The 22,729-nt window shown below is 59.0% G+C and carries 20 protein-coding genes; 11 read left to right on the forward strand and 9 right to left on the reverse strand.

The window, feature by feature from the left end:
* Positions 1-16: 16 nt before the first annotated feature.
* On the reverse strand, positions 17-940 hold the full coding sequence (locus tag ACWPM9_RS10130) for a DMT family transporter (protein ID WP_484755019.1): 924 nt from the start codon (positions 938-940) through the stop codon (positions 17-19).
* Between the two features lie 240 nt (positions 941-1,180).
* On the opposite strand from ACWPM9_RS10130, the gene ACWPM9_RS10135 reads away from it, so the two are divergent.
* Together ACWPM9_RS10135 and ACWPM9_RS10140 are read left to right on the forward strand one after the other, a co-directional pair.
* Positions 1,181-2,167 carry a hypothetical protein gene (locus ACWPM9_RS10135; RefSeq protein ID WP_484755020.1) on the forward strand — a complete coding sequence of 329 codons (987 nt, stop codon included), beginning with the start codon at positions 1,181-1,183 and terminating at the stop codon, positions 2,165-2,167.
* A gap of 17 nt (positions 2,168-2,184) precedes the next feature.
* The gene (locus tag ACWPM9_RS10140) at positions 2,185-3,228 is read left to right on the forward strand and encodes a TAXI family TRAP transporter solute-binding subunit (protein WP_484755021.1); all 1,044 of its coding nucleotides are present in this window, start codon (positions 2,185-2,187) and stop codon (positions 3,226-3,228) included.
* A gap of 109 nt (positions 3,229-3,337) precedes the next feature.
* On the opposite strand, the gene glnA is transcribed toward ACWPM9_RS10140, so the two are convergent.
* Together glnA and ACWPM9_RS10150 are read right to left on the reverse strand one after the other, a co-directional pair.
* The gene (glnA, locus tag ACWPM9_RS10145) at positions 3,338-4,747 is read right to left on the reverse strand and encodes a type I glutamate--ammonia ligase (protein WP_428186751.1); all 1,410 of its coding nucleotides are present in this window, start codon (positions 4,745-4,747) and stop codon (positions 3,338-3,340) included.
* A 66-nt stretch (positions 4,748-4,813) separates the two neighbouring features.
* Positions 4,814-5,152, reverse strand: coding sequence for a P-II family nitrogen regulator (locus tag ACWPM9_RS10150; RefSeq protein ID WP_428186750.1), 339 nt, complete (start codon positions 5,150-5,152; stop codon positions 4,814-4,816).
* A gap of 351 nt (positions 5,153-5,503) precedes the next feature.
* On the opposite strand from ACWPM9_RS10150, the gene ACWPM9_RS10155 reads away from it, so the two are divergent.
* Positions 5,504-6,997 carry an NAD(P)H-hydrate dehydratase gene (locus ACWPM9_RS10155; RefSeq protein ID WP_484755022.1) on the forward strand — a complete coding sequence of 498 codons (1,494 nt, stop codon included), beginning with the start codon at positions 5,504-5,506 and terminating at the stop codon, positions 6,995-6,997.
* A 45-nt stretch (positions 6,998-7,042) separates the two neighbouring features.
* Here the strand turns inward: ACWPM9_RS10155 and ACWPM9_RS10160 are convergent, their stop codons facing one another.
* From ACWPM9_RS10160 to uvrA, 3 genes are all read right to left on the reverse strand, one after another.
* The gene (locus ACWPM9_RS10160) at positions 7,043-8,698 is read right to left on the reverse strand and encodes a Na/Pi cotransporter family protein (protein ID WP_484755023.1); all 1,656 of its coding nucleotides are present in this window, start codon (positions 8,696-8,698) and stop codon (positions 7,043-7,045) included.
* A gap of 158 nt (positions 8,699-8,856) precedes the next feature.
* Positions 8,857-9,660: a DUF72 domain-containing protein gene (locus ACWPM9_RS10165; RefSeq protein ID WP_484755024.1), complete on the reverse strand. Its 804-nt coding sequence runs from the start codon at positions 9,658-9,660 to the stop codon at positions 8,857-8,859.
* 91 nt (positions 9,661-9,751) lie between these two features.
* Positions 9,752-12,676, reverse strand: coding sequence for an excinuclease ABC subunit UvrA (gene uvrA, locus ACWPM9_RS10170; RefSeq protein WP_484755025.1), 2,925 nt, complete (start codon positions 12,674-12,676; stop codon positions 9,752-9,754).
* Positions 12,677-12,944: 268 nt separating this feature from the next.
* Here uvrA and ACWPM9_RS10175 point away from each other — a divergent pair, with 268 nt between their 5' ends.
* A complete protein-coding gene (locus ACWPM9_RS10175; protein ID WP_428186745.1) occupies positions 12,945-13,499 on the forward strand; it encodes a single-stranded DNA-binding protein in 555 nt (184 codons plus the stop codon).
* Positions 13,500-13,606: 107 nt separating this feature from the next.
* Here ACWPM9_RS10175 and ACWPM9_RS10180 read toward each other — a convergent pair whose 3' ends face one another.
* Positions 13,607-14,239: a MarC family protein gene (locus ACWPM9_RS10180; protein WP_428186744.1), complete on the reverse strand. Its 633-nt coding sequence runs from the start codon at positions 14,237-14,239 to the stop codon at positions 13,607-13,609.
* 190 nt (positions 14,240-14,429) lie between these two features.
* Between ACWPM9_RS10180 and gyrA the strand changes: the two genes are divergently transcribed.
* Positions 14,430-17,273: a DNA gyrase subunit A gene (gene gyrA / locus ACWPM9_RS10185; protein ID WP_484755026.1), complete on the forward strand. Its 2,844-nt coding sequence runs from the start codon at positions 14,430-14,432 to the stop codon at positions 17,271-17,273.
* A 104-nt stretch (positions 17,274-17,377) separates the two neighbouring features.
* Here the strand turns inward: gyrA and ACWPM9_RS10190 are convergent, their stop codons facing one another.
* Both ACWPM9_RS10190 and ACWPM9_RS10195 read right to left on the reverse strand, forming a co-directional pair.
* Positions 17,378-17,512 carry a hypothetical protein gene (locus ACWPM9_RS10190; RefSeq protein ID WP_428186742.1) on the reverse strand — a complete coding sequence of 45 codons (135 nt, stop codon included), beginning with the start codon at positions 17,510-17,512 and terminating at the stop codon, positions 17,378-17,380.
* A 38-nt stretch (positions 17,513-17,550) separates the two neighbouring features.
* Positions 17,551-17,703: a hypothetical protein gene (locus tag ACWPM9_RS10195; protein WP_428186741.1), complete on the reverse strand. Its 153-nt coding sequence runs from the start codon at positions 17,701-17,703 to the stop codon at positions 17,551-17,553.
* A gap of 418 nt (positions 17,704-18,121) precedes the next feature.
* On the opposite strand from ACWPM9_RS10195, the gene coaD reads away from it, so the two are divergent.
* The 6 genes from coaD (at position 18,122) to ACWPM9_RS10225 (ending at position 22,729) form a co-directional block, all read left to right on the forward strand.
* Positions 18,122-18,616 (forward strand): pantetheine-phosphate adenylyltransferase, encoded by a 495-nt coding sequence (gene coaD / locus ACWPM9_RS10200; RefSeq protein WP_428186739.1) that lies wholly within the window; start codon positions 18,122-18,124, stop codon positions 18,614-18,616.
* Between the two features lie 25 nt (positions 18,617-18,641).
* Complete coding sequence (locus ACWPM9_RS10205) at positions 18,642-19,211, forward strand: peptidylprolyl isomerase (protein WP_484755027.1); 570 nt, start codon at positions 18,642-18,644, stop codon at positions 19,209-19,211.
* A gap of 34 nt (positions 19,212-19,245) precedes the next feature.
* Positions 19,246-19,755 carry a peptidylprolyl isomerase gene (locus ACWPM9_RS10210; RefSeq protein ID WP_428186737.1) on the forward strand — a complete coding sequence of 170 codons (510 nt, stop codon included), beginning with the start codon at positions 19,246-19,248 and terminating at the stop codon, positions 19,753-19,755.
* A gap of 73 nt (positions 19,756-19,828) precedes the next feature.
* A complete protein-coding gene (gene queA, locus ACWPM9_RS10215; RefSeq protein WP_484755028.1) occupies positions 19,829-20,914 on the forward strand; it encodes a tRNA preQ1(34) S-adenosylmethionine ribosyltransferase-isomerase QueA in 1,086 nt (361 codons plus the stop codon).
* Entirely contained in the window at positions 20,914-22,044 is a 1,131-nt protein-coding gene (gene tgt, locus ACWPM9_RS10220) for a tRNA guanosine(34) transglycosylase Tgt (RefSeq protein WP_484755029.1), read from the forward strand. Before queA ends, tgt begins: the two co-directional genes overlap by 1 nt.
* Before the next feature lie 112 nt (positions 22,045-22,156).
* The gene (locus ACWPM9_RS10225; RefSeq protein WP_484755030.1) at positions 22,157-22,729 is read left to right on the forward strand and encodes a regulatory protein RecX; all 573 of its coding nucleotides are present in this window, start codon (positions 22,157-22,159) and stop codon (positions 22,727-22,729) included.

Raw genomic sequence — 22,729 nt, forward strand, 5'->3', positions numbered from 1 at the left:
GGTTATGCGTTGGCAACTACACCGTTGCAGTGCGCCGCGCTGGCCAGGATGCAAGGACGAGGCCGCCTGTGACAAGCACGATACCGACCGCGTGATAGCGATGGAATTGTTCGCCCAGGAACAGGACCGCCATCAGTATCGAGATCGGCGGCATCAGATAGAGGGTGGTTCCGGCCATGGCGGGGCCGAATATGCGCACCGAATGCTGGAAACATAAAAAGGCTGCCAGCGAGGCAAACAGAATGATTCCGGCCAGTTTGGTCCAGTCGGAAACGCTGTCGGGCATGAGCCCGCCCGACAGGAGCTCATAGAGGGCTGCAGGAAACAGGACGACGGCTCCGGCAAGGGCAAGCATACCGAACAATGGCAGCGATTTCATCGCGGCAATGGCCGGTCGTCTGAGGGTCAGCGAATAAAGCGCAAAGGAGACGGCTGCCACCAGAATGCCCAGATCGCCGATATTGAACCGTATCGCGATCAGCGTTTCCCATGAGCCCTTGAAAACAATCGCCCCGACGCCTGCAAAGGCAATCGCCATGCCGGACAGTTCGCGCAGGCTGATCCGGCGGCCCTGCAGCAGCCACTGCAACAGGATGATATAGAGCGAGGAGGTGGTGTAGATCAGTGTGCCGTTGGAGGCGGTGGTCATGGTGAGCGCCCAGTAGACGAAGCCACCGCAAATGCCCATTCCCAGAAATCCAAGCCAGAGCCAGAGGCCGGTATGGGATTTGACGAAAGCTATGCAGGCGCGACGGTCGGCATAGACGAAAGGACACATGATCAGCGCCGAACCGAACCAACGGATAAAGGCCGTGGTAAAGGGCGCAATGTCACCCGTGATGCCACGGCCAAATATGAGATTGGTGGAGAAGAATACCGGCGCCAGAATAAACAGCACCCAATCGAACAGCCTCGGCTTTTCGTTGCCTTGCGGACCCATGATAAAACGACCAGATTAAAGACGCAGCGTACCGGATGGCAGAGCGGAATCGAAAGCATTATGGTAGACGCCGTTGACCGCTCTGAACAGTGCGCATGCCGCCTATGTCACAATTATCACTCGTCCCGGGATTTCTTGTAAGGGCTGTCTTTTCACGTTATCCCTTTGTCCGAAAACGAGATTCAGCGCGGGTCGCGATTTCTTCGCAAGTGACTGACGAGAACATGGAGACGCAGGGTATTGGCTAGCCAGTGGGGCAGGGAGACTATCGGACCATCGAGAGGCGGTGCGCGCGCGCCTGTTGTGATCCTGGCCTGCCTGATTTTTGCTATTCTCGGTTTCCTCGGCGGTTATGCCACATTTCGCCTGACGCAGCCTGATCGCGCGGCCGAGCTTGCGGCTGCCCGAACGGAACTCGAAGGGATCAAGCAGCAGCGAGACGTGCTGCAAAGCCAGCTGGATGATGCCGGCAAGCCGCAGCCGGGCGCGACAGTGCCCGCCGATAGCACCAGTCCCGCCGTCGACAGGCTTAATGCGCAATTGACGCGGCAAGCAGAAGATCTGGACCGCATGACGGATAATCTTGCGGCGCTTAGCGAAGAGCGCAGCGCGCTGGAACAACAGATCGAGGCACTGAAAGCCGATAGAACTGCCGATACCGACCGGCAACAAAGCAGCATTTCTGAAGCCAATGCCGAAGTCGAGCGGCTGACCGGTGAGCTTGCTCACCTGAACGACACGGTCGTGCCGGAATTGATGCAGGCCCGCGAAAGCCTCGAGCAGCGCATCAAGGTGTTGGAGACCGAACGCGACGACATGGGCCGCAAGGTAGAGGCGTTGACGAGCGAGAATGCCGAGACCTCCGATCAGGTCATGCGTCTTGAGAGCCAGCTTGATGAGGCCCAGCAATCCCTGACAAAGGCGAAGGATGCTCTGGCGGCGAAGGACGGTGCGGTCGAAGACGTTCAGCCGGATGCTTTAATCGAATTGTCGGAAACGCCGCCGCCACCACAACCGGATGCGCTCACCCCGCGAAGCCGCAGTGCTGTGGAAGTGGCCATTGGCGCATCCTCCAGTTTACGAACGCTCTCCGGTCCGGAGCGCCGAGAATTAACCGACCGGCTCGTTGCCGGAGAATGTGTGACAACATCGCTTGGAGCCGTTTTCGACCGGGTTCCCGTCGTTGCCTTGCGAGATCTGATCAGCACGCTGAAGAGCGGTTGCTGACGAGAGGAGATAGCCCCGTGAAACCGATCGCCAAAATACTCTGTGGCCTTGCCGTTGGGCTTTGCGCTGTGATGCCGTTGGCCGCCCAAAGTCAGGCTGCCGAATTCGAGCGCAATATCATGACGGGCGGTCCGACCGGGACCTATATCCGCATTGGCCGCGATATCGCATCGCTTGGTGCCGAATGCGGGCTGACACTCAACGTCGTGGAAACCGCAGGTTCGCTGGAAAATTTCGTCGGCGTGCGCAACCGACGCAATACCCAGTTCGGGATCGTACAAAGCGATGTGCTGGAATATCTGAAAACCTTTGAGGCCAACGATGCAGAGGTCCAGGATGCAGTTCGCGGCGTGCGGATCATGTTTCCCCTCTATAACGAGGAGGTGCACATTCTGGCGAAAACCGGGATTGCCGATATCAGGGATCTGGCCGGCAAAAAAGTCGCGGTCGGCGTCAAGGATAGCGGCACCTATCTGACGGCATCGCTGATCCTCGATATCCTCCAGGTCAAGGATGCCGACCGTATCGCCATCAATCCCGATCAGGCTCTGCCGAAGTTGCAGTCGGGCGATATAGACGCGTTCTTCTATGTTGCCGGGGCGCCTGCGTCGCTGTTTGCCAAGGCCGATATCGACCCGTCGAAATTCCATCTTCTGCCGATCACCGATACGCCGCTTCTGGCCACTTATACCAAGGCGGAAATCCCCGCCGGTACCTATCCGTTCCAGAAGGATGCTGTCGATCTTGTGGCGGTGAAGGCTGTTTTGATGACCTTCGACTACGACCCTAAGCGCAACGCCTATCACCGGCAAAGTTGCTCGACCGTGTCGGATTTCTCCAACCTGATCCTCAACGGTCTCGACACGCTGAAGGAGACCGGCCATCCGAAATGGTCCTCTGTCGATCTGACGGCACTGCCACCCGGCTGGCAGGTTGGAAGCTGCGTGAAAGCTGGCCTGGCGCTCAACTATGCACCGCAATGTGTGAAGGCAAAAACGTCAGCGCCGTCCGATGGCAACGAAGAATACCTCAACCTGCTAAAGCAACGGTTGAAGAACTGACACCATCTATATGTTATAGTTTATAAAAAATCCGGCAGGCCAATTCGGCTTGCCGGATTTTTATGTTTTCCGGCTGCGGTCCACGACGGCGGACCGCAGTCTTGATGCATCAGACGGAATAGTACATGTCGAATTCGACCGGATGCGGGGTCATTTCGTAGCGCATGACTTCCTGCATCTTCAGTTCGATGAAGGCATCGATCTGGTCGTCGTCGAACACGCCGCCGGCGGTCAGGAACTTGCGATCCTTGTCGAGGCTTTCCAGCGCTTCGCGCAGGGAACCGCAGACGGTCGGGATCTTCTTCAGTTCCTTTGGCGGCAGGTCGTAGAGATCCTTGTCCATGGCCTTGCCGGGATGGATCTTGTTCTTGATGCCGTCGAGGCCGGCCATCAGCATGGCGGCAAAGGCGAGGTAAGGGTTGGCGGTCGGATCCGGAAAGCGGATTTCAACGCGCTTGGCCTTCGGGTTGGAGCCGAAGGGAATACGGCAGGAGGCCGAACGGTTGCGGGCGGAATAGGCCAGCAGAACCGGTGCTTCGTAACCCGGAACCAGACGCTTGTAGGAGTTGGTCGACGGGTTGGAGAACGCGTTGATGGCCTTGGCATGCTTGATGATACCGCCGATGTAATAGAGGCAGCTTTCCGACAGGCCGGCATATTCGTCACCAGCGAAAGTCGGCTTGCCGTCCTTCCAGATCGACATATGCACATGCATGCCCGAGCCGTTGTCGCCGAAGACCGGCTTTGGCATGAAGGTTGCGGTCTTGCCATAGGCATTGGCAACCTGATGCACAACGTATTTGTAGATCTGCATCTTGTCGGCATTGCGCACGAGGGCGTCGAACTTGATACCCAGTTCGTGCTGGGCAGCAGCCACTTCGTGGTGATGCTTTTCAACGGTAACGCCCATTTCCTGCAGAACGGTCAGCATTTCCGACCGCATGTCCTGGCAGCTGTCGACCGGAGGAACCGGGAAGTAGCCACCCTTGACGCGCGGGCGGTGACCGAGGTTACCGGTCTCATAATCGGTGTCGTCGTTGGACGGCAGCTCGGTCGAGTCGAGCTTGAAGCCTGTGTTGTAGGGGTCGGCCTTGTACTTGACGTCGTCGAAGACGAAGAACTCGGCTTCCGGACCTACGAAAATGGTATCGCCGATACCCGATGCCTTCAGATAGGCTTCAGCCTTCTTGGCCGTGCCACGTGGGTCACGGTTGTAGGATTCGCCGGAGATCGGATCGAGAATGTCGCACACGACAACCATGGTCGACTGGGCGAAGAACGGATCCATATGGACGGTATCCGTATCTGGCATCAGCACCATGTCGGACTCGTTGATCGCCTTCCAGCCGCCGATCGAAGAGCCATCGAACATGACGCCATCGGTAAACATGTCTTCGTCGACGCAGGTTACGTCCATCGTGACATGCTGCAGCTTTCCTCTTGGATCGGTGAAGCGCAGGTCGACAAACTTTACGTCGTTGTCCTTGATCTGCTTCATAATGTCTTGTGCGGTCGTCATTTATCCAATTCCTTGTGTGTGATGACGATTAGAATGGCCTGTCCCTCCCGGAGAGGCTCAGGTCGTTTAGATGGCGTCAACGCCCGTTTCACCGGTACGGATACGAACGACTTCCTCCACATTGGATACGAAAATCTTTCCATCCCCGATGCGACCGGTCTGCGCCGCGTTGCGGATTGCGTCTATGACGGCCTCCACGTTATCGTCCGCAAGGACGACCTCAACTTTAACCTTCGGCAGAAAGTCCACCACATATTCCGCGCCGCGATAGAGCTCGGTATGGCCTTTCTGTCGACCGAAGCCCTTGGCTTCGGTTACAGTGATCCCCTGCAAACCGACTTCCTGAAGGGCTTCCTTCACTTCGTCGAGCTTGAAAGGCTTTATGATCGCTTCGATCTTTTTCATGAGAAAATATCTCTCCGCTTCCTCATCGTCATCAACACTTGCGGGCTCATGCCCGCCCGCACACGATGATGCATGTAACGTGCCAAATTGTAATGGGGATTCGGTCCAAATTACCTCTTCCTCACTCCGCTGGAGCAAACCTCGCTTAATGGCGCGGAAAAATCCAGCCGATCTTGCCTAAAAATTGTCGTTTGCAACGGAAATCACAGGAGAATGATCCAACAGCGATCACCGAGGCCGTTCCTTGCACCACATATTATGTTTAGGAAATAGGCAAGTGCATGTTTTTTATCGCGTAAGGGAAAAGTTTGGCGCTGTCGTCTGTCACGATAATTTGCTTTGATGGGTTTCATGAACGAAGATCGCCTGCACATTTTGCTCACACCTCCTGAAATGGCGGATGCCGATCGGGCAGCGGCACATTCGGGGATCGATAGCTATCGCCTGATGGAGGCCGCAGGGCAGGCAGTGGCAGCTTCGGCCTTGAAGCACTATCCGCAGGCTCAGCGCTTCGTGGTGCTCTGCGGCCCGGGCAATAATGGCGGCGACGGGTATGTCGCCGCGCGCGCGCTTTCGCAATCGGGCGCCGCGACAGAGGTCTTCGCACTGGGCGATCCACTCAGGCTAAAGGGCGATGCCGCATCAGCGCGCGATCGCTGGCATTTGCCGGTCGACAGTCTTGCGGTGTGGTCGCCTCGCGCGGGAGACGTGGTGATAGACGTCCTGTTCGGGGCGGGTTTGGCGCGCGCCGTACCGGCAGAGGTGATTGCGGCCATTGCGCAAACCGCGGCCATGGGCCTGCCGGTTATCGCGGTCGATCTGCCGTCAGGACTGGACGGTCGGACGGGGCAGGTGCTGGGCGCGGCGTTCGAGGCCAGACACACGGTCACCTTCATGGCGCGAAAGCCCGGCCATCTGCTGCTGCCTGGTCGCACGCTCTGCGGGAGCGTTGAAGTCTTCGATATCGGCATCCCCTGGCGGATCGTCAAAGCCTGCGCCGGAACGGTGGCGGAAAATGACCCTGTGTTCTGGCGCACTCAGCTGCGACAGAGCGATGCCGGGCAGCACAAGTTTTCCCGCGGGCATCTGGGGGTGTTTTCCGGAGGTCCAAGTGCCACAGGTGCCGCGCGCATGAGTGCGATGGCGGGATTGAAGGCCGGGGCAGGGCTGGTGACAATCGCAGCGCCTCGTGATGCCATGGACGCCAATGCGGTTCATCTGACAGCGGTGATGCTGCAGGAGGTGACGGATCTCCCAGCCCTTGAAGACTGGATTTCAGACAAGCGGCTCAGCGCCTTCGTTCTTGGTCCGGGATTTGGTATCGGGGACCGTGCTCGCGACTTTGCGCTGGCACTCAAGGCGCGCTGTCTTGTGCTGGACGCCGATGGGATATCGAGCTTCAGGGACGCGCCGGAGGCTCTGTTCGATGCCTTTTCCCATGGGGAACCGCGGCTCGTGCTGACGCCGCATGAAGGCGAGTTTGGCCGTCTCTTTCCCGATCTCGCCGGCGATGACGCGCTGGGCAAAGTCGACAAGGCGATCATGGCCGCCCGCCGCGCCAATGCGGCGGTGGTCTACAAGGGGGGCGACAGCGTGATTGCGTCGCCGGACGGGCGAGCGCTGATCAATACCAGTGCGCCGCCGTGGCTTGCAACAGCCGGATCGGGCGATGTTCTGTCCGGCATCATTGGTGCATTTCTGGCGCAGGGCATGCCTGCGTTTGAAGCGGCCGCAGCTGGTGTGTGGCTGCATGGTGAGGCGGCCAAGAGGGCGGGAGAGGGCATGACGGCAGAAGATCTGGTTTCCGCCATATTGCCATTCCAACGCTCCGTAAAGGATGGTTAGCGCCGGCGCGCAACGTGTGACCGGGCATGCTCCGGATATCCGGCATCAGAGCAGGCGGCTGTGGCGCAACATGCCTTCGCCTTCCAGCACCGGATAAGCGATTGCCACCACAAGTGAGTTGATTTCCTTGAGGTCGCGCATGGTATCGATATGCAGCGAGCTTGAATCATAGCTTGCCAGATTTCCATCCCTCAGACGCTGCATGTGCTGTTCTTCACTCTGGCGTACCATCTCGCGAACCACTTCCTTGCGCACGACCAGCTGGCGGGCGTGTTCAACATCGCGATTGATGAGCAGATTGAAGGCGAGGTGGGCATTCTTGACCACCTCATTGTGCATGGCGCAAAGCTCTGCCCAGCCTTCAGCGGAGAACATGACATTGCGATCATGCTTCTTGCGGGCGCGGGCGAGCATGTTCTGGGCGATGATGTCGGCTGCCTGCTCGATCTTGATGGTGGTGCTCAACAGCGTCTGCGATTGCTGTGCGGTCAAAGGATCCTGCGAGCCTTCGGATATCCGTGCGAGATAGAACTTGATGTCGCGGTGAATGTGATCGATCTCGTCATCGAGCTCGGCAATGCGCCGCATGCGGCTTTCATCATAGGTATCGAACAGATCGAAGATGCGCCCCAGCATAACTTCGGTCTTTTCGCACAGCGCCAGCACTTCACGCGTGGCATTGTTGACGGCTTGACGCGGCTCCTTGACGTCATCCGGATTGAGCGAGGACAAGCGGGCTTCGTGGGCCAATCCGTTATCCGAGGGCGTGGGCCTTGCCATGACGTTCCGCAAAACCCGATCGACCAGGCCGCAAAGCAGAAGCCCGCCGACGAGGACCAGGGCGTTTATATAGAGATGGGTCAACACGACGGCATCGCCCGGATGTTCAGCGATAAGAGCCGTATCCAGAGGATAGGCGATCTGGATGGCCAGGGCTGCAACCGTGCCCAGACCGCGAATGACGACATTGCCCATCGGCACAACACGCGCGGCAGCTTCGGCATTGCGCGTCAGCATGGCCGCAATCACGGCGGCGCCAAAATTGGCGCCGAGCACCAGGGGGATGATCAAAACCGGGGTGACGAGATGCCGGTCTGCCAGCGAGGCAAACAGAAGAATGGTGGCCACGCTGGAATGAAACGCCCAGGCCAGCAGGGCCGCCAGCAAGAAGGCTGTGATCCAGTCTCTCGACAGATAGTTGATGATGACCGGCAGGATCTCGCTGGTCTTGAGCGGATCCGAGGCTTCTCCGATCAGGCGCAAGGACAAAAGCAGCAGGCCAAGGCCGAAGGCAATGCGCCCGAGCTGGCGCCAGTCGCGTGCCTCGGATGCACGGAACATCACGGTGCCCGCCAGCAGCAGCAACGGGATCAGAAGCGAGAGATCATAGCGCAGGATCCGGGCAACGAAGGCCGAACCGAGATCGGCACCGAGCAAGGTCGCAATGCCGATGGCAGAGCTGACATATCCGCCTGCCACGAAGGACGAGAGGATCAAGGCGACAGCGGTTGCGCTTTGTAACACAACCGCAAAGACGAAACCGGCCGCAGCGGCAGAGACGCGATTGCCAAGGGCCGTGCGCAGCTTGTCCTTCAGTATCGTCCCATAGGCACGCTCGACGCCCGTCCGCACCATACGCGTCGCCCACAGCAAAAGGGCAACGGCCCCGGCCAGATTGATGAAGACGACGATGCCCGACATTGATGATCCCTGAACAGAAAAATGCGCGGGCTGGACAAACCAGTCCGCGACAGACGTAAAATTTCAAGCTTTTGCAATGGATGTGCGCAGCGCTACGACCGAAACTAGCCCAGATTCGCCATTGTCACAATTTGACGATGAAAAGTTGCACCGCAAACTTAGGCCACAAGCGATTGCAGCTCTCTTGCCCCATTGGGCGCATTGATCTTGCCGCCCGTGATGAAGAAGGCGAAGACATCGCGCGGCGTCTTGTCAGCCGTCCGGTCCGGAGCGATCAAAGACAGATCATCCGGCACACCGCCGGCCGCATAGGCTTCAAAGCGGTTTGCCCAGTCTTTCATGTCCGACTGCGGATAGCAGGTCGGCGTCTCGTCCGTCCCCTTTTGCAGGCGGGCATAGACGAAATCGGCGGTGACGTCGGCAAACATCGGATAATCGTGGTGATCGGCGCAAACGGCGGCGACATTGTATTTGGTCAGCATATCTATGAATTGCGGCGTGCAGAAGCTCTCATGCCGCGGCTCGACGACGTGGCGCAGGGCGATTCCGTCCTGCTCTTTCGGCAAGAGCTTGAGAAAAGCCTCGAAATCCTCCGGTTCGAACTTCTTGGTCTTCATGAACTGCCACAGGATCGGGCCGAGGTGACTGCCAAGCTCGGTAATCCCCTGGGTCAGGAACTTCTCGATCGATGGACCGGCCTCGGCCAGCACCTTGCGGTTGGTGCAATAGCGGCTGGCCTTCAGCGAAAAGATGAAATCATCAGGCACTTCGGAGGCCCATTTGGCGAAGGTGGCGGGCTTCTGGCTGGAATAATAGGTGCCGTTCACCTCGATCGCGGTCAGCGCGCGGCTGGCGAATTCCAGCTGGCGCCTCTTGGCCAGTTTGTCTGGATAAAACGTGCCCTCCCAGGGCTCAAACGTCCAACCGCCGATGCCGGTGCGGATTTTGCCGGATTTGGTCATCGAAAATCTCCAGTCAGAAATCGATCAAGTATACCTACATTCAACCTAAACCAGGCGCCGCCGCGAAAGCGGCAGGCCCATATTTTATCCCTCACTCCGCCGCTTGCACCTTCTTCATGGGCCGGCGCTCCAGCAGCTCCTTGAGGAACTGGCCGGTATAGGAGCGCTTTTCCTTGACGATGTCTTCCGGTGTGCCGGTGGCGACGATCTCGCCGCCGCCGTCGCCGCCTTCGGGGCCGAAGTCGAGGATGTAATCGGCAGTCTTGATGACTTCGAGATTGTGCTCGATGACCACCACCGAATTGCCCTGGTTGACCAGCTCCTGCAGCATTTCCAGAAGCTTGGCGACGTCGTGGAAATGCAGGCCGGTGGTCGGCTCATCGAGGATGTAGAGCGTACGACCGGTCGAGCGCTTGGACAGCTCCTTGGCGAGTTTCACGCGCTGGGCCTCGCCGCCTGACAGCGTATTGGCCTGCTGGCCGACCTTGATATAGCCAAGACCGACGTCGAACAGCGCCTGCAGCTTGTCGCGTACGGCCGGCACCGCCGAGAAGAAGTCGACACCTTCCTCAACCGTCATGTCCAGCACGTCGGCAATGGATTTGCCCTTGAAGGTAACGTCCAGCGTCTCGCGATTGTAGCGTTTGCCGTGACAGACGTCGCAGGTGACGTAGACATCCGGCAGGAAGTGCATCTCGATCTTGATGACGCCGTCGCCCTGGCAGGCTTCGCAGCGCCCGCCCTTGACGTTGAAGGAGAAGCGGCCCGGCTGATAGCCGCGTGCCTTGGCTTCCGGCAGGCCGGCGAACCAGTCGCGGATGGGTGTGAAGGCACCGGTATAGGTTGCCGGGTTGGAGCGCGGCGTGCGACCGATCGGCGACTGGTTGATATCGATCACCTTGTCGATGAATTCGAAGCCCTCGATGCGGTCGTGATCGGCCGGGTTCTCGCGTGCGCCCATGATGCGGCGGGCGGCGGCCTTGTAAAGCGTTTCGATCAGGAAGGTCGACTTGCCGCCACCCGACACGCCGGTCACCGAGGTGAAGACGCCCAGCGGGATTTCCGCCGTCACATTCTTCAGGTTGTTGCCGCGCGCGCCAACGATCTTGATGCGCTGCCCCTTCTTCGGCTTGCGCCGCTTGTCCGGAACCGGAACGCCCATCTCGCCGGACAGGTATTTTCCGGTCAGCGACTTGGAGTTGGCCATGATCTCCTGAGGGCTGCCTTCGGCGATGACCTGACCGCCATGGATGCCGGCAGCGGGGCCGATATCGACCACGTAATCCGCCGTCAGAATGGCATCTTCGTCATGCTCGACCACAATCACCGTATTGCCGATGTCGCGCAGGTGCTTCAGCGTATCGAGAAGGCGGGCATTATCGCGCTGGTGCAGGCCGATGGAGGGTTCGTCGAGCACGTAAAGCACGCCGGTCAGGCCCGAGCCGATCTGCGAGGCCAACCGGATGCGCTGGCTTTCGCCGCCCGACAGCGTGCCGGAATTGCGCGACATCGACAGATAGTCGAGGCCGACATCGTTGAGAAAACGCAGGCGTTCGCGGATTTCCTTGAGGATGCGAACCGCGATCTCGTTCTGCTTGGCCGTCAGCTTTTCCGGCAGTGTCTCGAACCAGGCACCGGCATTCTTGATCGACATTTCCGTCACCTGGCCGATATGGCGACCGTCGATCTTGACTGCCAGCGCTTCCGGCTTGAGGCGATAGCCGTTACAGGCCGGGCAGGGGGCGGCCGACATATAGCGCTCGATTTCTTCGCGTGCCCAGGCGCTGTCGGTTTCCTTCCAGCGACGCTCGAGGTTTGGCACGATGCCTTCGAATTCCTTGACCGTCTTGTAGGAACGCGCCCCATCGGCATAATTGAATTCTATCTTCTCCTTGGTGCCGTGCAAAATCGCCTTTTGCGCCGGCATCGGCAGATCGGACCATTTGCTCGACAGCTTGAAGCCGAACTCCTTGCCCAGCCCTTCCAGTGTCTGGTTGTAATAGGGCGACGAGGATTTGGCCCAGGGCGCAATGGCCCCGTCGTTCAACCGGCGCTCGGCCTCGGGCACGATCAGCGCTTCATCGATCTTCTGCTGGAAACCAAGACCGTCGCAGGTCGGGCAGGCACCGAAGGGGTTGTTGAAGGAAAACAGCCGCGGTTCGATCTCGGAAATGGTGAAGCCGGAGACCGGGCAGGCGAATTTTTCCGAAAACAGCACCCGCTCATGGGTCTCGTTCAGCGACTTGTTGGCCGAACCGCCCGCTGCCGTTTCTTCCGGCGGCAAAGGCTTGTCTGCAAATTCGGCAATCGCCAGACCGTCTGCCAGCACATGCAGGCAGGTTTCCAGGCTGTCGGCCAGGCGGCTGGCGATATCCGGGCGCACCACAATGCGGTCGACCACCACGTCGATATCGTGCTTGTACTTCTTGTCGAGCGCCGGAACGTTTGCAATCTCGTAGAAGGTGCCGTCCACCTTGACGCGCTGGAAGCCCTTCTTCATCAGCTCGGCAAGTTCTTTTTTATACTCGCCCTTTCGACCGCGCACCATCGGCGCCAATATATAAAGACGCGTGCCCTCCTCGAATGCGAGGATGCGGTCGACCATCTGCGACACGGTCTGGCTCTCGATCGGCAAGCCGGTGGCCGGCGAATAGGGAATTCCGGCACGGGCAAAGAGCAGACGCATATAGTCGTAGATCTCGGTGACAGTGCCAACCGTCGAGCGCGGATTGCGCGAGGTGGTCTTCTGTTCGATCGAGATCGCCGGCGACAATCCGTCGATCTGGTCGACATCCGGCTTTTGCATCATTTCAAGGAACTGACGGGCATAGGCCGACAGACTTTCGACGTAACGGCGCTGACCCTCGGCGTAAATCGTGTCGAAAGCGAGCGACGATTTGCCCGAGCCGGACAAGCCGGTCATGACGATGAGGCTGTCGCGCGGCAGATCGATATCGATACCCTTGAGGTTGTGCTCACGCGCGCCGCGAATGGAAATGGTCTTCAGATCACTCATAGATAACAAGCCTGTCAGGGAGGAGGACGGGTCTTTATGTAGGCATCGACAAGCCGGTGTCGAGGCGAATGCAAGAAACTCTCTGCAATCTCCCCGATTCGGTTGACAGGATCATAGGCAATTTATAGAACAAAAAAAGAACATAATTGGCTGTGGATTACAAGCCGAATTCTGGCCAGTAAAATCCAATCGCGCTGCGCTTTGCTTTAAGGTGTGCGCAAACGAGGCAATGAATAGGGCCGCCATGATAGCGGCAAGGATGTGAGTTATGGCAGGTAGTGTCAACAAGGTCATTCTGATCGGCAATCTGGGAGCGGATCCGGAAATCCGCCGCACCCAGGATGGACGACCGATCGCAAACCTGAGGATCGCGACATCCGAGAGCTGGCGCGACCGCACGTCCGGCGAGCGCCGCGAAAAAACCGAATGGCATACGGTGGTGATCTTCAATGAAGGTCTGTGCAAGATTGCCGAGCAGTATCTGAAGAAGGGCTCGACGGTTTATATCGAAGGCCAGCTGCAGACCCGCAAATGGCAGGACCAGACCGGCAATGACCGTTATTCGACGGAAGTGGTGCTGCAGGGCTTCAACGGCAACCTGACCATGCTGGGCGGGCGCGGCGACGGTGGCGGTGCATCGCGCGGCGGCGACTTCGGTGGCGGCAGCGATTTCGGCGGTACCGGCAACGGCGGCGGTTACGACGACTACAACCAGTCGCGCGGCGGCGCCCAGGGCGGTGCAGCCGCTGGCGGTGGCGCCCGTGGCGGCAATCAGGGCAGCGGCAATTTCTCACGCGATCTGGACGACGATATTCCGTTTTGATCGAGAGGCGCCAGGCCGAACATTGGTGTTTGCAGGAAAAGGGCCTTGCGGCCCTTTTCCGATTCTGACATCCGGGTCCGTGACGCTAATGCGAAAGCAACGCGCCATCACGCGCCGGTGATCACCGATTTCACACCGTCGACCACGAACTGGACCGACAGAGCCGCCAGCAGCACGCCCAGCAATCGGGTGAGGATCATGCGCCCGGTATTGCCGAGAAAGCGGTTGAGCGGGCCGGAGATCAGCATCGCACCCAGCACCAGACACATGCAGACCGCGATTACGGCCAGCAGCTCCATACGCTCGATTGCACTTGGCAGATGACCGGACAGAAGGATGGTTGCGGAAATGGCACCAGGGCCGGCGATGAGCGGTAGCGCCAGCGGAAAGACAGCGATGTTCTGGGCGTGATCTTCGGTGACGGCCTGGTCGCGCGCCTTTTCCTTGCGCTCCTGCCGTTTCTCGAAGATCATTTCGAAGGCAATGGCAAACAGCAGGATGCCGCCGGCAATGCGGAAGGCACCGATGGAGATGCCGAGCAGATCGAGAATGCGCGCGCCGAAAATGGCGAACACTGCCAGAATGGCAAAGGCGATCAGCGTTCCGCGCAACGCCACCATACGGCGCTGTACGGAATTCATTCCACTTGTCAGCCCGAGAAACAGCGGCGCAAGCCCCGGCGGATCCAGTGTCACCAGCAAGGTCGTGAAGGCGTTGATAAGAATATCGCCGCTAGCCATGGCTAAGTCCCTCGTTTGAGCCCATATATGACCGAGCCTTGGGGGCGGGTGCAACCCCGCGTTACCACATCATTTCAGGCCGTTTACTTCGCGGGCAAAAGTCTGTTTAAAACGGCTGGCGAAATTGGCGCTGCAACGCCCTTTCGGCTATAAGCTGAGTAGTGATTCTGAATAGAGATCGTGACCTGATTTGACTGAGCAAAATACTCCCGGCGGCGGCGAATTCCCGTCCGATATCCAGCCGATTTCCATTATCGAGGAAATGCAACGGTCCTATCTCGATTACGCCATGAGCGTGATCGTGAGCCGCGCACTTCCCGACGTCCGCGATGGCCTGAAGCCTGTGCATCGCCGTATTCTCTACGGCATGAACGAGCTGGGTCTGGACTGGAACAAGAAGTATGTGAAATGCGCACGCGTCACCGGTGACGTGATGGGTAAATACCATCCGCACGGCGACCAGGCGATCTATGACGCGCTGGCCCGTATGGCGCAGGACTGGTCGTTGCGCCTGCCTCTGGTCGACGGTCAGGGCAATTTCGGCTCCATCGACGGCGACCCGCCGGCCGCTCAGCGTTATACTGAGTGCCGCCTGCAGAAGGCCGCGCACTCGCTGCTCGACGATCTGGACAAGGATACGGTCGACTTCCGCGACAACTACGATGGCACGATGTCCGAGCCGGTTGTGGTACCGGCCAAGTTCCCGAACCTGCTCGTCAATGGGGCCGGCGGTATCGCGGTCGGCATGGCCACGAACATTCCGCCGCACAATCTTGGCGAAGTCATCGACGGCTGTATTGCACTGATCGACAATCCGGCGATCGAACTGCCGGAACTGATGGAAATCATTCCGGGTCCGGATTTCCCGACCGGTGCGATGATTCTCGGTCGCTCCGGCATCCGCTCTGCCTATGAGACCGGTCGCGGTTCTGTCGTCATGCGCGGTGTGGCCCGGGTCGAGCCGATGCGCGGCGATCGCGAGCAGATCATCATCACCGAGATCCCGTTCCAGGTGAACAAGGCGACGATGATCGAGAAGATGGCCGAACTGGTGCGCGAAAAGCGCGTCGAGGGCATCTCGGATCTGCGCGACGAGTCCGACCGCGAAGGCTATCGTGTGGTCATCGAGCTCAAGCGCGATGCCAATGCCGACGTGATCTTGAACCAGCTTTATCGTTACACGCCGCTGCAGACCTCGTTCGGCTGCAACATGGTGGCGCTGACAGGTGGCAAGCCAGAGCAGATGACGCTGCTCGACATGCTGCGTGCCTTCGTCGCCTTCCGGGAAGACGTGGTCAGCCGCCGCACCAAGTTCCTGTTGAAGAAGGTGCGTGACCGCGCCCATATCCTGGTCGGTCTGGCGATTGCGGTTGCCAATATCGACGAAGTCATCGCCCTGATCCGCAAGGCGCCCGATCCGGCAACGGCGCGGACCCAGTTGATGGAACGCCGCTGGCCTGCCCACGACGTCGATGTGCTGATCCGCCTGATTGACGATCCGCGTCACAAGATCAATGACGACAATACCTATAACCTGTCGGAAGAGCAGGCCCGCGCGATCCTCGAATTGCGTCTGGCCCGACTGACCGCTCTTGGTCGCGATGAAATCGACGACGAGCTGAACAAGATCGGTGCGGAAATCTCCGATTATCTCGACATCCTGTCCTCGCGCCTGCGCATCATGGAGATCGTCAAGGATGAGATGGCGGCCGTTCGCGATGAATTCGGCACACCGCGCCGTTCCCAGATCGTCGAAGGCGGTCCGGACATGGACGACGAGGACCTGATTGCACGCGAAGACATGGTCGTGACCGTTTCGCATGCCGGCTATATCAAACGCGTTCCGCTTGCCACCTACCGCGCCCAGCGCCGTGGCGGCAAGGGACGCTCCGGCATGGCCATGAAGGACGAGGATTTCGCAACGCGTCTGTTCGTTGCCAATACCCATACGCCGGTGCTGTTCTTCTCCTCGCGCGGGATCGTCTACAAGGAGAAGGTCTGGCGCCTGCCGATCGGCACGCCAACCTCGCGCGGCAAGGCCATGATCAACATGTTCCCGCTGGAAGCCGGCGAGCGCATTACGTCGATCATGCCGCTGCCTGAGGACGAGAGCACCTGGGACAACCTGTTCGTGATGTTCTCGACGACGCGCGGTACCGTGCGCCGCAACAAGCTCAGCGACTTCATCCAGGTCAATCGCAACGGCAAGATCGCGATGAAACTCGAAGAAGAGGGTGACGAAATCCTCTCCGTCGAGACCTGCCGCGAGCCGGACCTCACCGGATCGACACCGGAACTTGGCGACGATGTGTTGCTGACGACGGCGCTTGGTCAGTGCATCCGCTTCCCGGTCACCGATGTTCGCGTCTTTGCAGGACGCAACTCCATCGGTGTGCGCGGTATCAATCTGGCCGATGGCGACCGCATCATCTCGATGACAATCGTCCATCATTCGGATGCCGAGCCATGGGAGCGCGCAGCCTATCTGAAGCGTGCAGCACAGGAACGTCGTGCCGTCACTGGCGAAGAGGTGGAAGAAATTGCACTGGTCGGTGAAGAGGTGGTCGAAGAAGGCCAGCTGTCTGAAGAGCGTTACCAGCAGATGAAGCAGCTTGAACAGTTCGTGCTGACAATTGCAGAACGTGGCTTCGGCAAACGGTCCTCCTCCTACGACTTCAGAACATCGGGTCGTGGCGGCAAGGGTATCCGCGCAACCGATACCTCCAAGACTGCGGAAATCGGCGAACTGATCGCAGCCTTCCCGATCGACGACGCGGACCAGATCATGCTGGTATCCAACCGTGGCCAGCTGATCCGCGTTCCGGTCAACGGCATTCGGATTGCCAGCCGTGCAACGAAGGGTGTGACGATATTCTCGACGGCCAAGGACGAAAAGGTCGTGTCTGTCGAGCGCGTTCGTGAGCCTGAAGACGAGGATGTCGTGGCCGAAGGTGAGGGCGAGGCTGTTGTGTCTGACGAGGCAGCGGCGATCGAGCCTGGCAGCGAAGACACATCCGGCAATACTGCTGAGTAATCGGTAAAAAAAAATAGCCCGGCCCTTTCGGGGGCTGGGCTATCCTACGTCTCAGAGACTTTTTCGTGCGTTGCGGCAGACGCAATCGGACAGAGGCAAACGGCCTAGAACAGTTCGCGTCGAGCCATCATTGCATCAAGCTCTTCGCGCTCGCGGCGCAAGGCGACAATCGTGGACGCGACCGAGATTACAAACATTCCACTGATAAGCGCTGCCAGTATGGTCAATGTTGCAAACATGCTGTCTCCAATTCCGTTCGTGCCCGCAGGCTCTCTCTTTAGTGGCCGAAGCTGTGATACCGCGCCGTGATCGGCGGACCGTAGTAGCTCGCCTGATCCTCGGTGTTCATGTAAAAGCCGACTGACGTGGCCAGCATCGCGGTCATGGTCAGCATCCAGGCCAGATTGATAACCGTTACTTTGTCGCGCATGGCATGGTCCCTTTGGAAAAATGTTTGTGCGTGGTTCAAAAACGAAAGACTTCGTTAAAGGTTCCGCATGAGGTGGATAAAAGAACAAGAATGACGCCTAAATTGCGGCAGCGCACACGCTTGCAAGTTCAGCCTTCGTCGTTTCCATCTATTTCAAAGCGCTCTGCAAGCACTTGAAACGTATATTCCACGATGAGGGACAATAGCGTGGCGGAGAGCGCGAGTATGGCAAGCATTCCAGTATTCCTTCTCATTCGGCGCCGATCCCGCCTTGCATGCCTCCCTTGTCCCACAACGCGCTTGAAGCGATGCTGAATACTGCGTTCATCTGCGGTACATAGGCAGTGGTGTAGACAAGCAAAGCGCTTGCAGCCAAACCGCTTCCATGACAAAAGGCGGCAAACACGGTAAGGCACCTATGGCGACTGCTTTTTATCCCGGCTCTTTCGATCCAATGACCAATGGTCATCTCGACGTCCTTCTGCAGGCGCTCAATGTTGCCGACAAGGTGGTCGTGGCTATCGGCATACATCCGGGCAAGACGCCCTTGTTTACTTATGACGAGCGCGCCGATCTGATCCGCCAGGCATTGACGGAAGTCTTGCCAGCGCGGGCAGGGGATATTTCGGTCGTCTCCTTCGACAATCTGGCTGTTGATGCCGCCCGCGCAAATGGAGCAACCTTGCTGTTGCGTGGCCTTCGCGATGGCACCGATCTCGATTACGAGATGCAGATGGCCGGCATGAATCAGCAGATGGCACCGGATCTTCAGACAATATTCCTGCCGGCGGGGACGGCGTCGCGGCCCATAACCGCCACATTGGTCCGGCAAATCGCTGCCATGGGCGGAGATGTCAGCGCATTTGTGCCTGCGACCGTTCTCAAGGCCTTACAATCAAAGCTCAAGAAATGAGCTCGAAAACAAGACGGGAGACCCCATGAAACTCATTTCCCTCGCAGCCGCCGGCATCATGATGCTGACTGGCTTTGTCGGTTTTGCCCATGCGGCAGATGACGACTTTTTGACAATCCAGCTGAAGGACGGTCCGGTGGTGATCGAATTGTTGCCGGATGTTGCGCCCAAGCATGTGGCGCGCCTGAAGGAACTGGCTGCCAAGGGCGAATATGACAATGTCGCCTTTCACCGTGTCATCGAAGGCTTCATGGCCCAGACCGGCGACGTCGAATTCGGCGATATGGAAGACGGCTTCAATCCCCAGCGGGCAGGCACAGGCGGCTCCAAGCTTGCCAATGTACCGGCCGAGTTCTCAAACGTTCCGTTCAAGCGCGGCACCGTTGGCATGGCGCGCTCGCAGGACCCGAATTCCGCCAATTCGCAGTTCTTCATCATGTTTGACGATGGGTCGTTCCTGAACGGCCAGTATACGGTCGTCGGACAGGTGATCGCCGGCATGGATTACGTCGACAAGATCAAGCGGGGCGATCCGCAGAGCGGCGCCGTGGAAAATCCCGACCGGATGATCAAGGTCACCGTCGGCAGGAAGTAAGGGGCGAAACGCCCACACTACAAGGAGAGATACTATGGCCGAGATCAAAGATCCGGAAAACACGATCATCATGGAAACCACCAAGGGCAAGGTCACGATCCAGTTGCTGCCGGAAGTGGCTCCCGAGCATGTGGCTCGCATCAAGGAACTTGCGCGCGAAGGGGCCTATGATGGCGTTGTCTTCCACCGCGTGATCGCAGACTTCATGGCCCAGACCGGCGACGTGAAGTTCGGCAAAAAGGGTGGCTCTGACTTCAATCCGGCACGTGCCGGCATGGGCGGCTCCGACAAGCCGGACCTGAAGGCTGAATTTTCGGCAACGTCTCATGTCCGCGGCACCTGCTCCATGGCGCGCTCGCAGAGCCCGAACTCGGCCAACTCCCAGTTCTTCATCTGCTTCGCCGATGCTCCCTGGCTCAACAAGCAGTATTCTGCCTGGGGTCAGGTCATGGAAGGCATGGATGTCATCGACCAGATCAAAAAGGGTGAGCCGGTCAGCGATCCTGATTCGATCACATCGATGAAGGTTGCCGCCGACGCTTAAGGCCGCTATCTCAGCAACCCGTCCCAGTGCTTTTCGGCACCGGGGCGGGTTTTCTCGTTTCTGAAGGATGACCATGCGCGTCGATCTGTTCGACTTCGATCTGCCGGATGACAGCATTGCGCTGAGGCCTGCGAGCCCGCGTGATCACGCGCGCATGCTGATCGTCAAGCCCGACGGCGACCCCGTTCTCGCGGATCGCCATGCCTTTGACCTGCCGTCCTTTCTGAATGCAGGCGATGCGCTGGTGTTCAACGATACGCGGGTGATCCCGGCGCAATTGGAGGGCGTTCGCCTGCGCGAAGGCGCCGAGCGCACCGCTGTGTCCTGCACGCTGCATATGCGCGTCGCTGCCAATCGCTGGAAGGCTTTTGCCCGGCCCGGCAAGCGCATCAAGCAAGGCGACCGGATCGAATTTGGCAATTCCGGCGAGACCTGCCTGCTGGGCACGCTTGCAGCCACCGTCGCAGAAAAGGGCGAGGCCGGCGAAATCGACCTTGCCTTTGATCTGTCCGGTCCCGATCTGGACCAGGCGATCGCCACGGTCGGGCATATCCCGTTGCCACCTTATATTGCCGCCAAACGGCATGAGGATGCGCAGGACCGTGCCGACTACCAGACCATTTACGCCCGTGAAGAAGGGGCTGTTGCCGCGCCGACCGCCGGCCTGCATTTCACCCCGGATCTCTTCGATAAGCTGGACGCCGCAGGCGTCGAGCGCCATTTCGTGACGCTTCATGTCGGGGCTGGCACGTTCTTGCCGGTCAAGGCGGAGGATACAACCGAGCACAAGATGCACGAAGAGATCGGTCATGTGTCGGCTGAAACCGCGCAAAAGCTCAACGCCGTCAAGGCGCGCGGCGGCCGCGTCGTCTGTGTCGGAACCACCTCTTTGCGTCTGCTCGAAAGTGCTGCGAGCGAAGAGGGAGACATCCTGCCTTTTGCCGGCCCGACAGGCATCTTCATCACACCCGGCTACCGATTTCGTGCGGTCGACATGTTGATGACCAACTTCCATTTGCCCAAATCGACATTGTTCATGCTGGTTTCGGCCTTTGCCGGCCTTGAGACCATGCGAGACGCTTATGCCCACGCCATCGCCGATGGCTACCGCTTCTATTCCTATGGCGATACAAGCCTGCTTCACCGGAAACATGATTGATGCATGATACGTTCAAGTTCACCCTGAAAGCGACCTCGGGCAAGGCGCGCCTTGGCGAAGTCTCCATGCCGCGCGGCGTGATCCGCACACCGGCCTTCATGCCGGTCGGGACCGTTGGCACCGTCAAGGCCATGTATCTCGATCAGGTGCGCGATCTGGGCGCCGATATCATTCTCGGCAATACCTATCATCTGATGTTGCGACCGGGCGCCGAGCGCGTTGCCCGCCTGGGCGGGCTGCATGAACTGATCCGCTGGCCTCATCCGATCCTGACCGATTCCGGCGGGTTTCAGGTGATGTCGCTGTCGGCATTGCGCCAGATCGACGAGAAGGGTGTTACCTTCAAAAGCCATGTGGACGGCTCAACCCACCACATGTCGCCCGAACGCTCCATTGAAATTCAGGGGCTGCTCGACAGCGACATCCAGATGCAGCTCGACGAATGCCTGAGGCTTCCAGCCGAGCGCACGGAAATCGAGCGCGCAATGGAAATGTCGCTGCGCTGGGCCGAGCGCTGCCGCGTGGCCTTTGGCGAGCAGCAGGGCAAGGCCATGTTCGGGATCGTGCAGGGGGGAGACATCCCGGATCTGCGCATACGTTCGGCCGAGGGCCTGAAACAACTGGACCTCAAGGGCTATGCCGTCGGCGGCCTGGCCGTGGGCGAACCACAGGCCGTCATGCTGGATATGCTCGATATCACTCTGCCGGTGCTGCCAACGGAAAAGCCGCGTTATCTGATGGGCGTCGGTACGCCGGACGATCTGCTGAAGTCGGTGGCGCGTGGGGTCGATATGTTCGACTGCGTCATGCCGACGCGATCCGGCCGGCATGGCCTCGCCTTCACCCGTCGCGGCAAGGTCAATATCCGCAATGCCCGCCATGCCGAAGACATGCGTCCGCTGGACGAACAGTCCAACTGCCCCGCCAGCCGGGACTATTCCCGCGCCTATCTGCATCATCTGGTCCGCTCCAACGAGGCGCTGGGTGGCATGCTGCTTTCCTGGCACAATCTGGCCTATTACCAGGAACTGATGCAAGGCATCCGCAAGTCGCTCGAGGAGGGGCGGTTCGAGGACTTCATGGCGGAAACGCAGGATATGTGGGCGCGCGGCGATATCGACCCCATTTGAATATCCCTAAACTTTGGGGGTAAAACATGAAGCGCACCACGGACAATGATTGGTCTTCAGAAGCCCATTCGTACCGATAGTCAGCCACTGCCTGGCGTGGTAAAAAACCGCCATGACCGAGCCCGATTTCTTCGCAGACGCAACAGACGGTAAGCCAGAGCCAACCAAACGCATGGTTGCCTGGGTCAAGCGTTCGACGATTTATCGTCTGTCGCGGCGCATGATGACCGAGCACGAGCTCGTCCAGGCCATCAGCCGCAAGGCAAAGGAAAAGTTCGAGGACATATCGGAAGACGAGATCGTGGCTTTGACCAATATCGCCCTTGAATTCGGGCGATCGCTGCAGGTGCTGGATGACAAGGCCTATGCCGACATCAAGCGCCGCTCCTCCATTGCCAGCGGAAAATCGAAACGCGGGATTGCCCGCAAACTTGCTGAAAAAGGCGTCGATCGCGCCCTTATAACCGAGACCTTGGCCGACACAGATGACCTTCTGGCGGCCATGATCTTTGCCCGCAAGCGCGCTTTCGGACCTTTTCGCCGCCTGGACGCCGACGAGAAGCGCCGGGCCAAGGAGCTTTCGGCCTTCGCCCGCAACGGCTTTTCCTTCGACCTCGCCCAACGTGTCTTGTCAACGGACCGCGAAGACGCTGAAGAGTTGATTGCCGAGGGGCGCGCGCTGTAG

The sequence above is a fragment of the Agrobacterium sp. H141 genome, from assembly GCF_057158725.1.

What these genes read in the sequence shown, in the direction of transcription:
- ACWPM9_RS10150 (WP_428186750.1), bottom strand. Translation starts at nt 5,152, where the DNA reads ATGAAAAAGATCGAAGCGATCATAAAGCCTTTCAAGCTCGACGAAGTG.
- ACWPM9_RS10205 (WP_484755027.1), top strand. Translation starts at nt 18,642, where the DNA reads ATGAAACTCATTTCCCTCGCAGCCGCCGGCATCATGATGCTGACTGGC.
- uvrA (WP_484755025.1), bottom strand. Translation starts at nt 12,676, where the DNA reads ATGAGTGATCTGAAGACCATTTCCATTCGCGGCGCGCGTGAGCACAAC.
- queA (WP_484755028.1), top strand. Translation starts at nt 19,829, where the DNA reads ATGCGCGTCGATCTGTTCGACTTCGATCTGCCGGATGACAGCATTGCG.
- ACWPM9_RS10195 (WP_428186741.1), bottom strand. Translation starts at nt 17,703, where the DNA reads ATGCGCGACAAAGTAACGGTTATCAATCTGGCCTGGATGCTGACCATG.
- ACWPM9_RS10130 (WP_484755019.1), bottom strand. Translation starts at nt 940, where the DNA reads ATGGGTCCGCAAGGCAACGAAAAGCCGAGGCTGTTCGATTGGGTGCTG.
- ACWPM9_RS10190 (WP_428186742.1), bottom strand. Translation starts at nt 17,512, where the DNA reads ATGTTTGCAACATTGACCATACTGGCAGCGCTTATCAGTGGAATGTTT.
- ACWPM9_RS10160 (WP_484755023.1), bottom strand. Translation starts at nt 8,698, where the DNA reads ATGTCGGGCATCGTCGTCTTCATCAATCTGGCCGGGGCCGTTGCCCTT.
- tgt (WP_484755029.1), top strand. Translation starts at nt 20,914, where the DNA reads ATGCATGATACGTTCAAGTTCACCCTGAAAGCGACCTCGGGCAAGGCG.
- coaD (WP_428186739.1), top strand. Translation starts at nt 18,122, where the DNA reads ATGGCGACTGCTTTTTATCCCGGCTCTTTCGATCCAATGACCAATGGT.
- ACWPM9_RS10225 (WP_484755030.1), top strand. Translation starts at nt 22,157, where the DNA reads ATGACCGAGCCCGATTTCTTCGCAGACGCAACAGACGGTAAGCCAGAG.
- ACWPM9_RS10210 (WP_428186737.1), top strand. Translation starts at nt 19,246, where the DNA reads ATGGCCGAGATCAAAGATCCGGAAAACACGATCATCATGGAAACCACC.
- ACWPM9_RS10175 (WP_428186745.1), top strand. Translation starts at nt 12,945, where the DNA reads ATGGCAGGTAGTGTCAACAAGGTCATTCTGATCGGCAATCTGGGAGCG.
- ACWPM9_RS10155 (WP_484755022.1), top strand. Translation starts at nt 5,504, where the DNA reads ATGAACGAAGATCGCCTGCACATTTTGCTCACACCTCCTGAAATGGCG.
- glnA (WP_428186751.1), bottom strand. Translation starts at nt 4,747, where the DNA reads ATGACGACCGCACAAGACATTATGAAGCAGATCAAGGACAACGACGTA.
- ACWPM9_RS10165 (WP_484755024.1), bottom strand. Translation starts at nt 9,660, where the DNA reads ATGACCAAATCCGGCAAAATCCGCACCGGCATCGGCGGTTGGACGTTT.
- ACWPM9_RS10180 (WP_428186744.1), bottom strand. Translation starts at nt 14,239, where the DNA reads ATGGCTAGCGGCGATATTCTTATCAACGCCTTCACGACCTTGCTGGTG.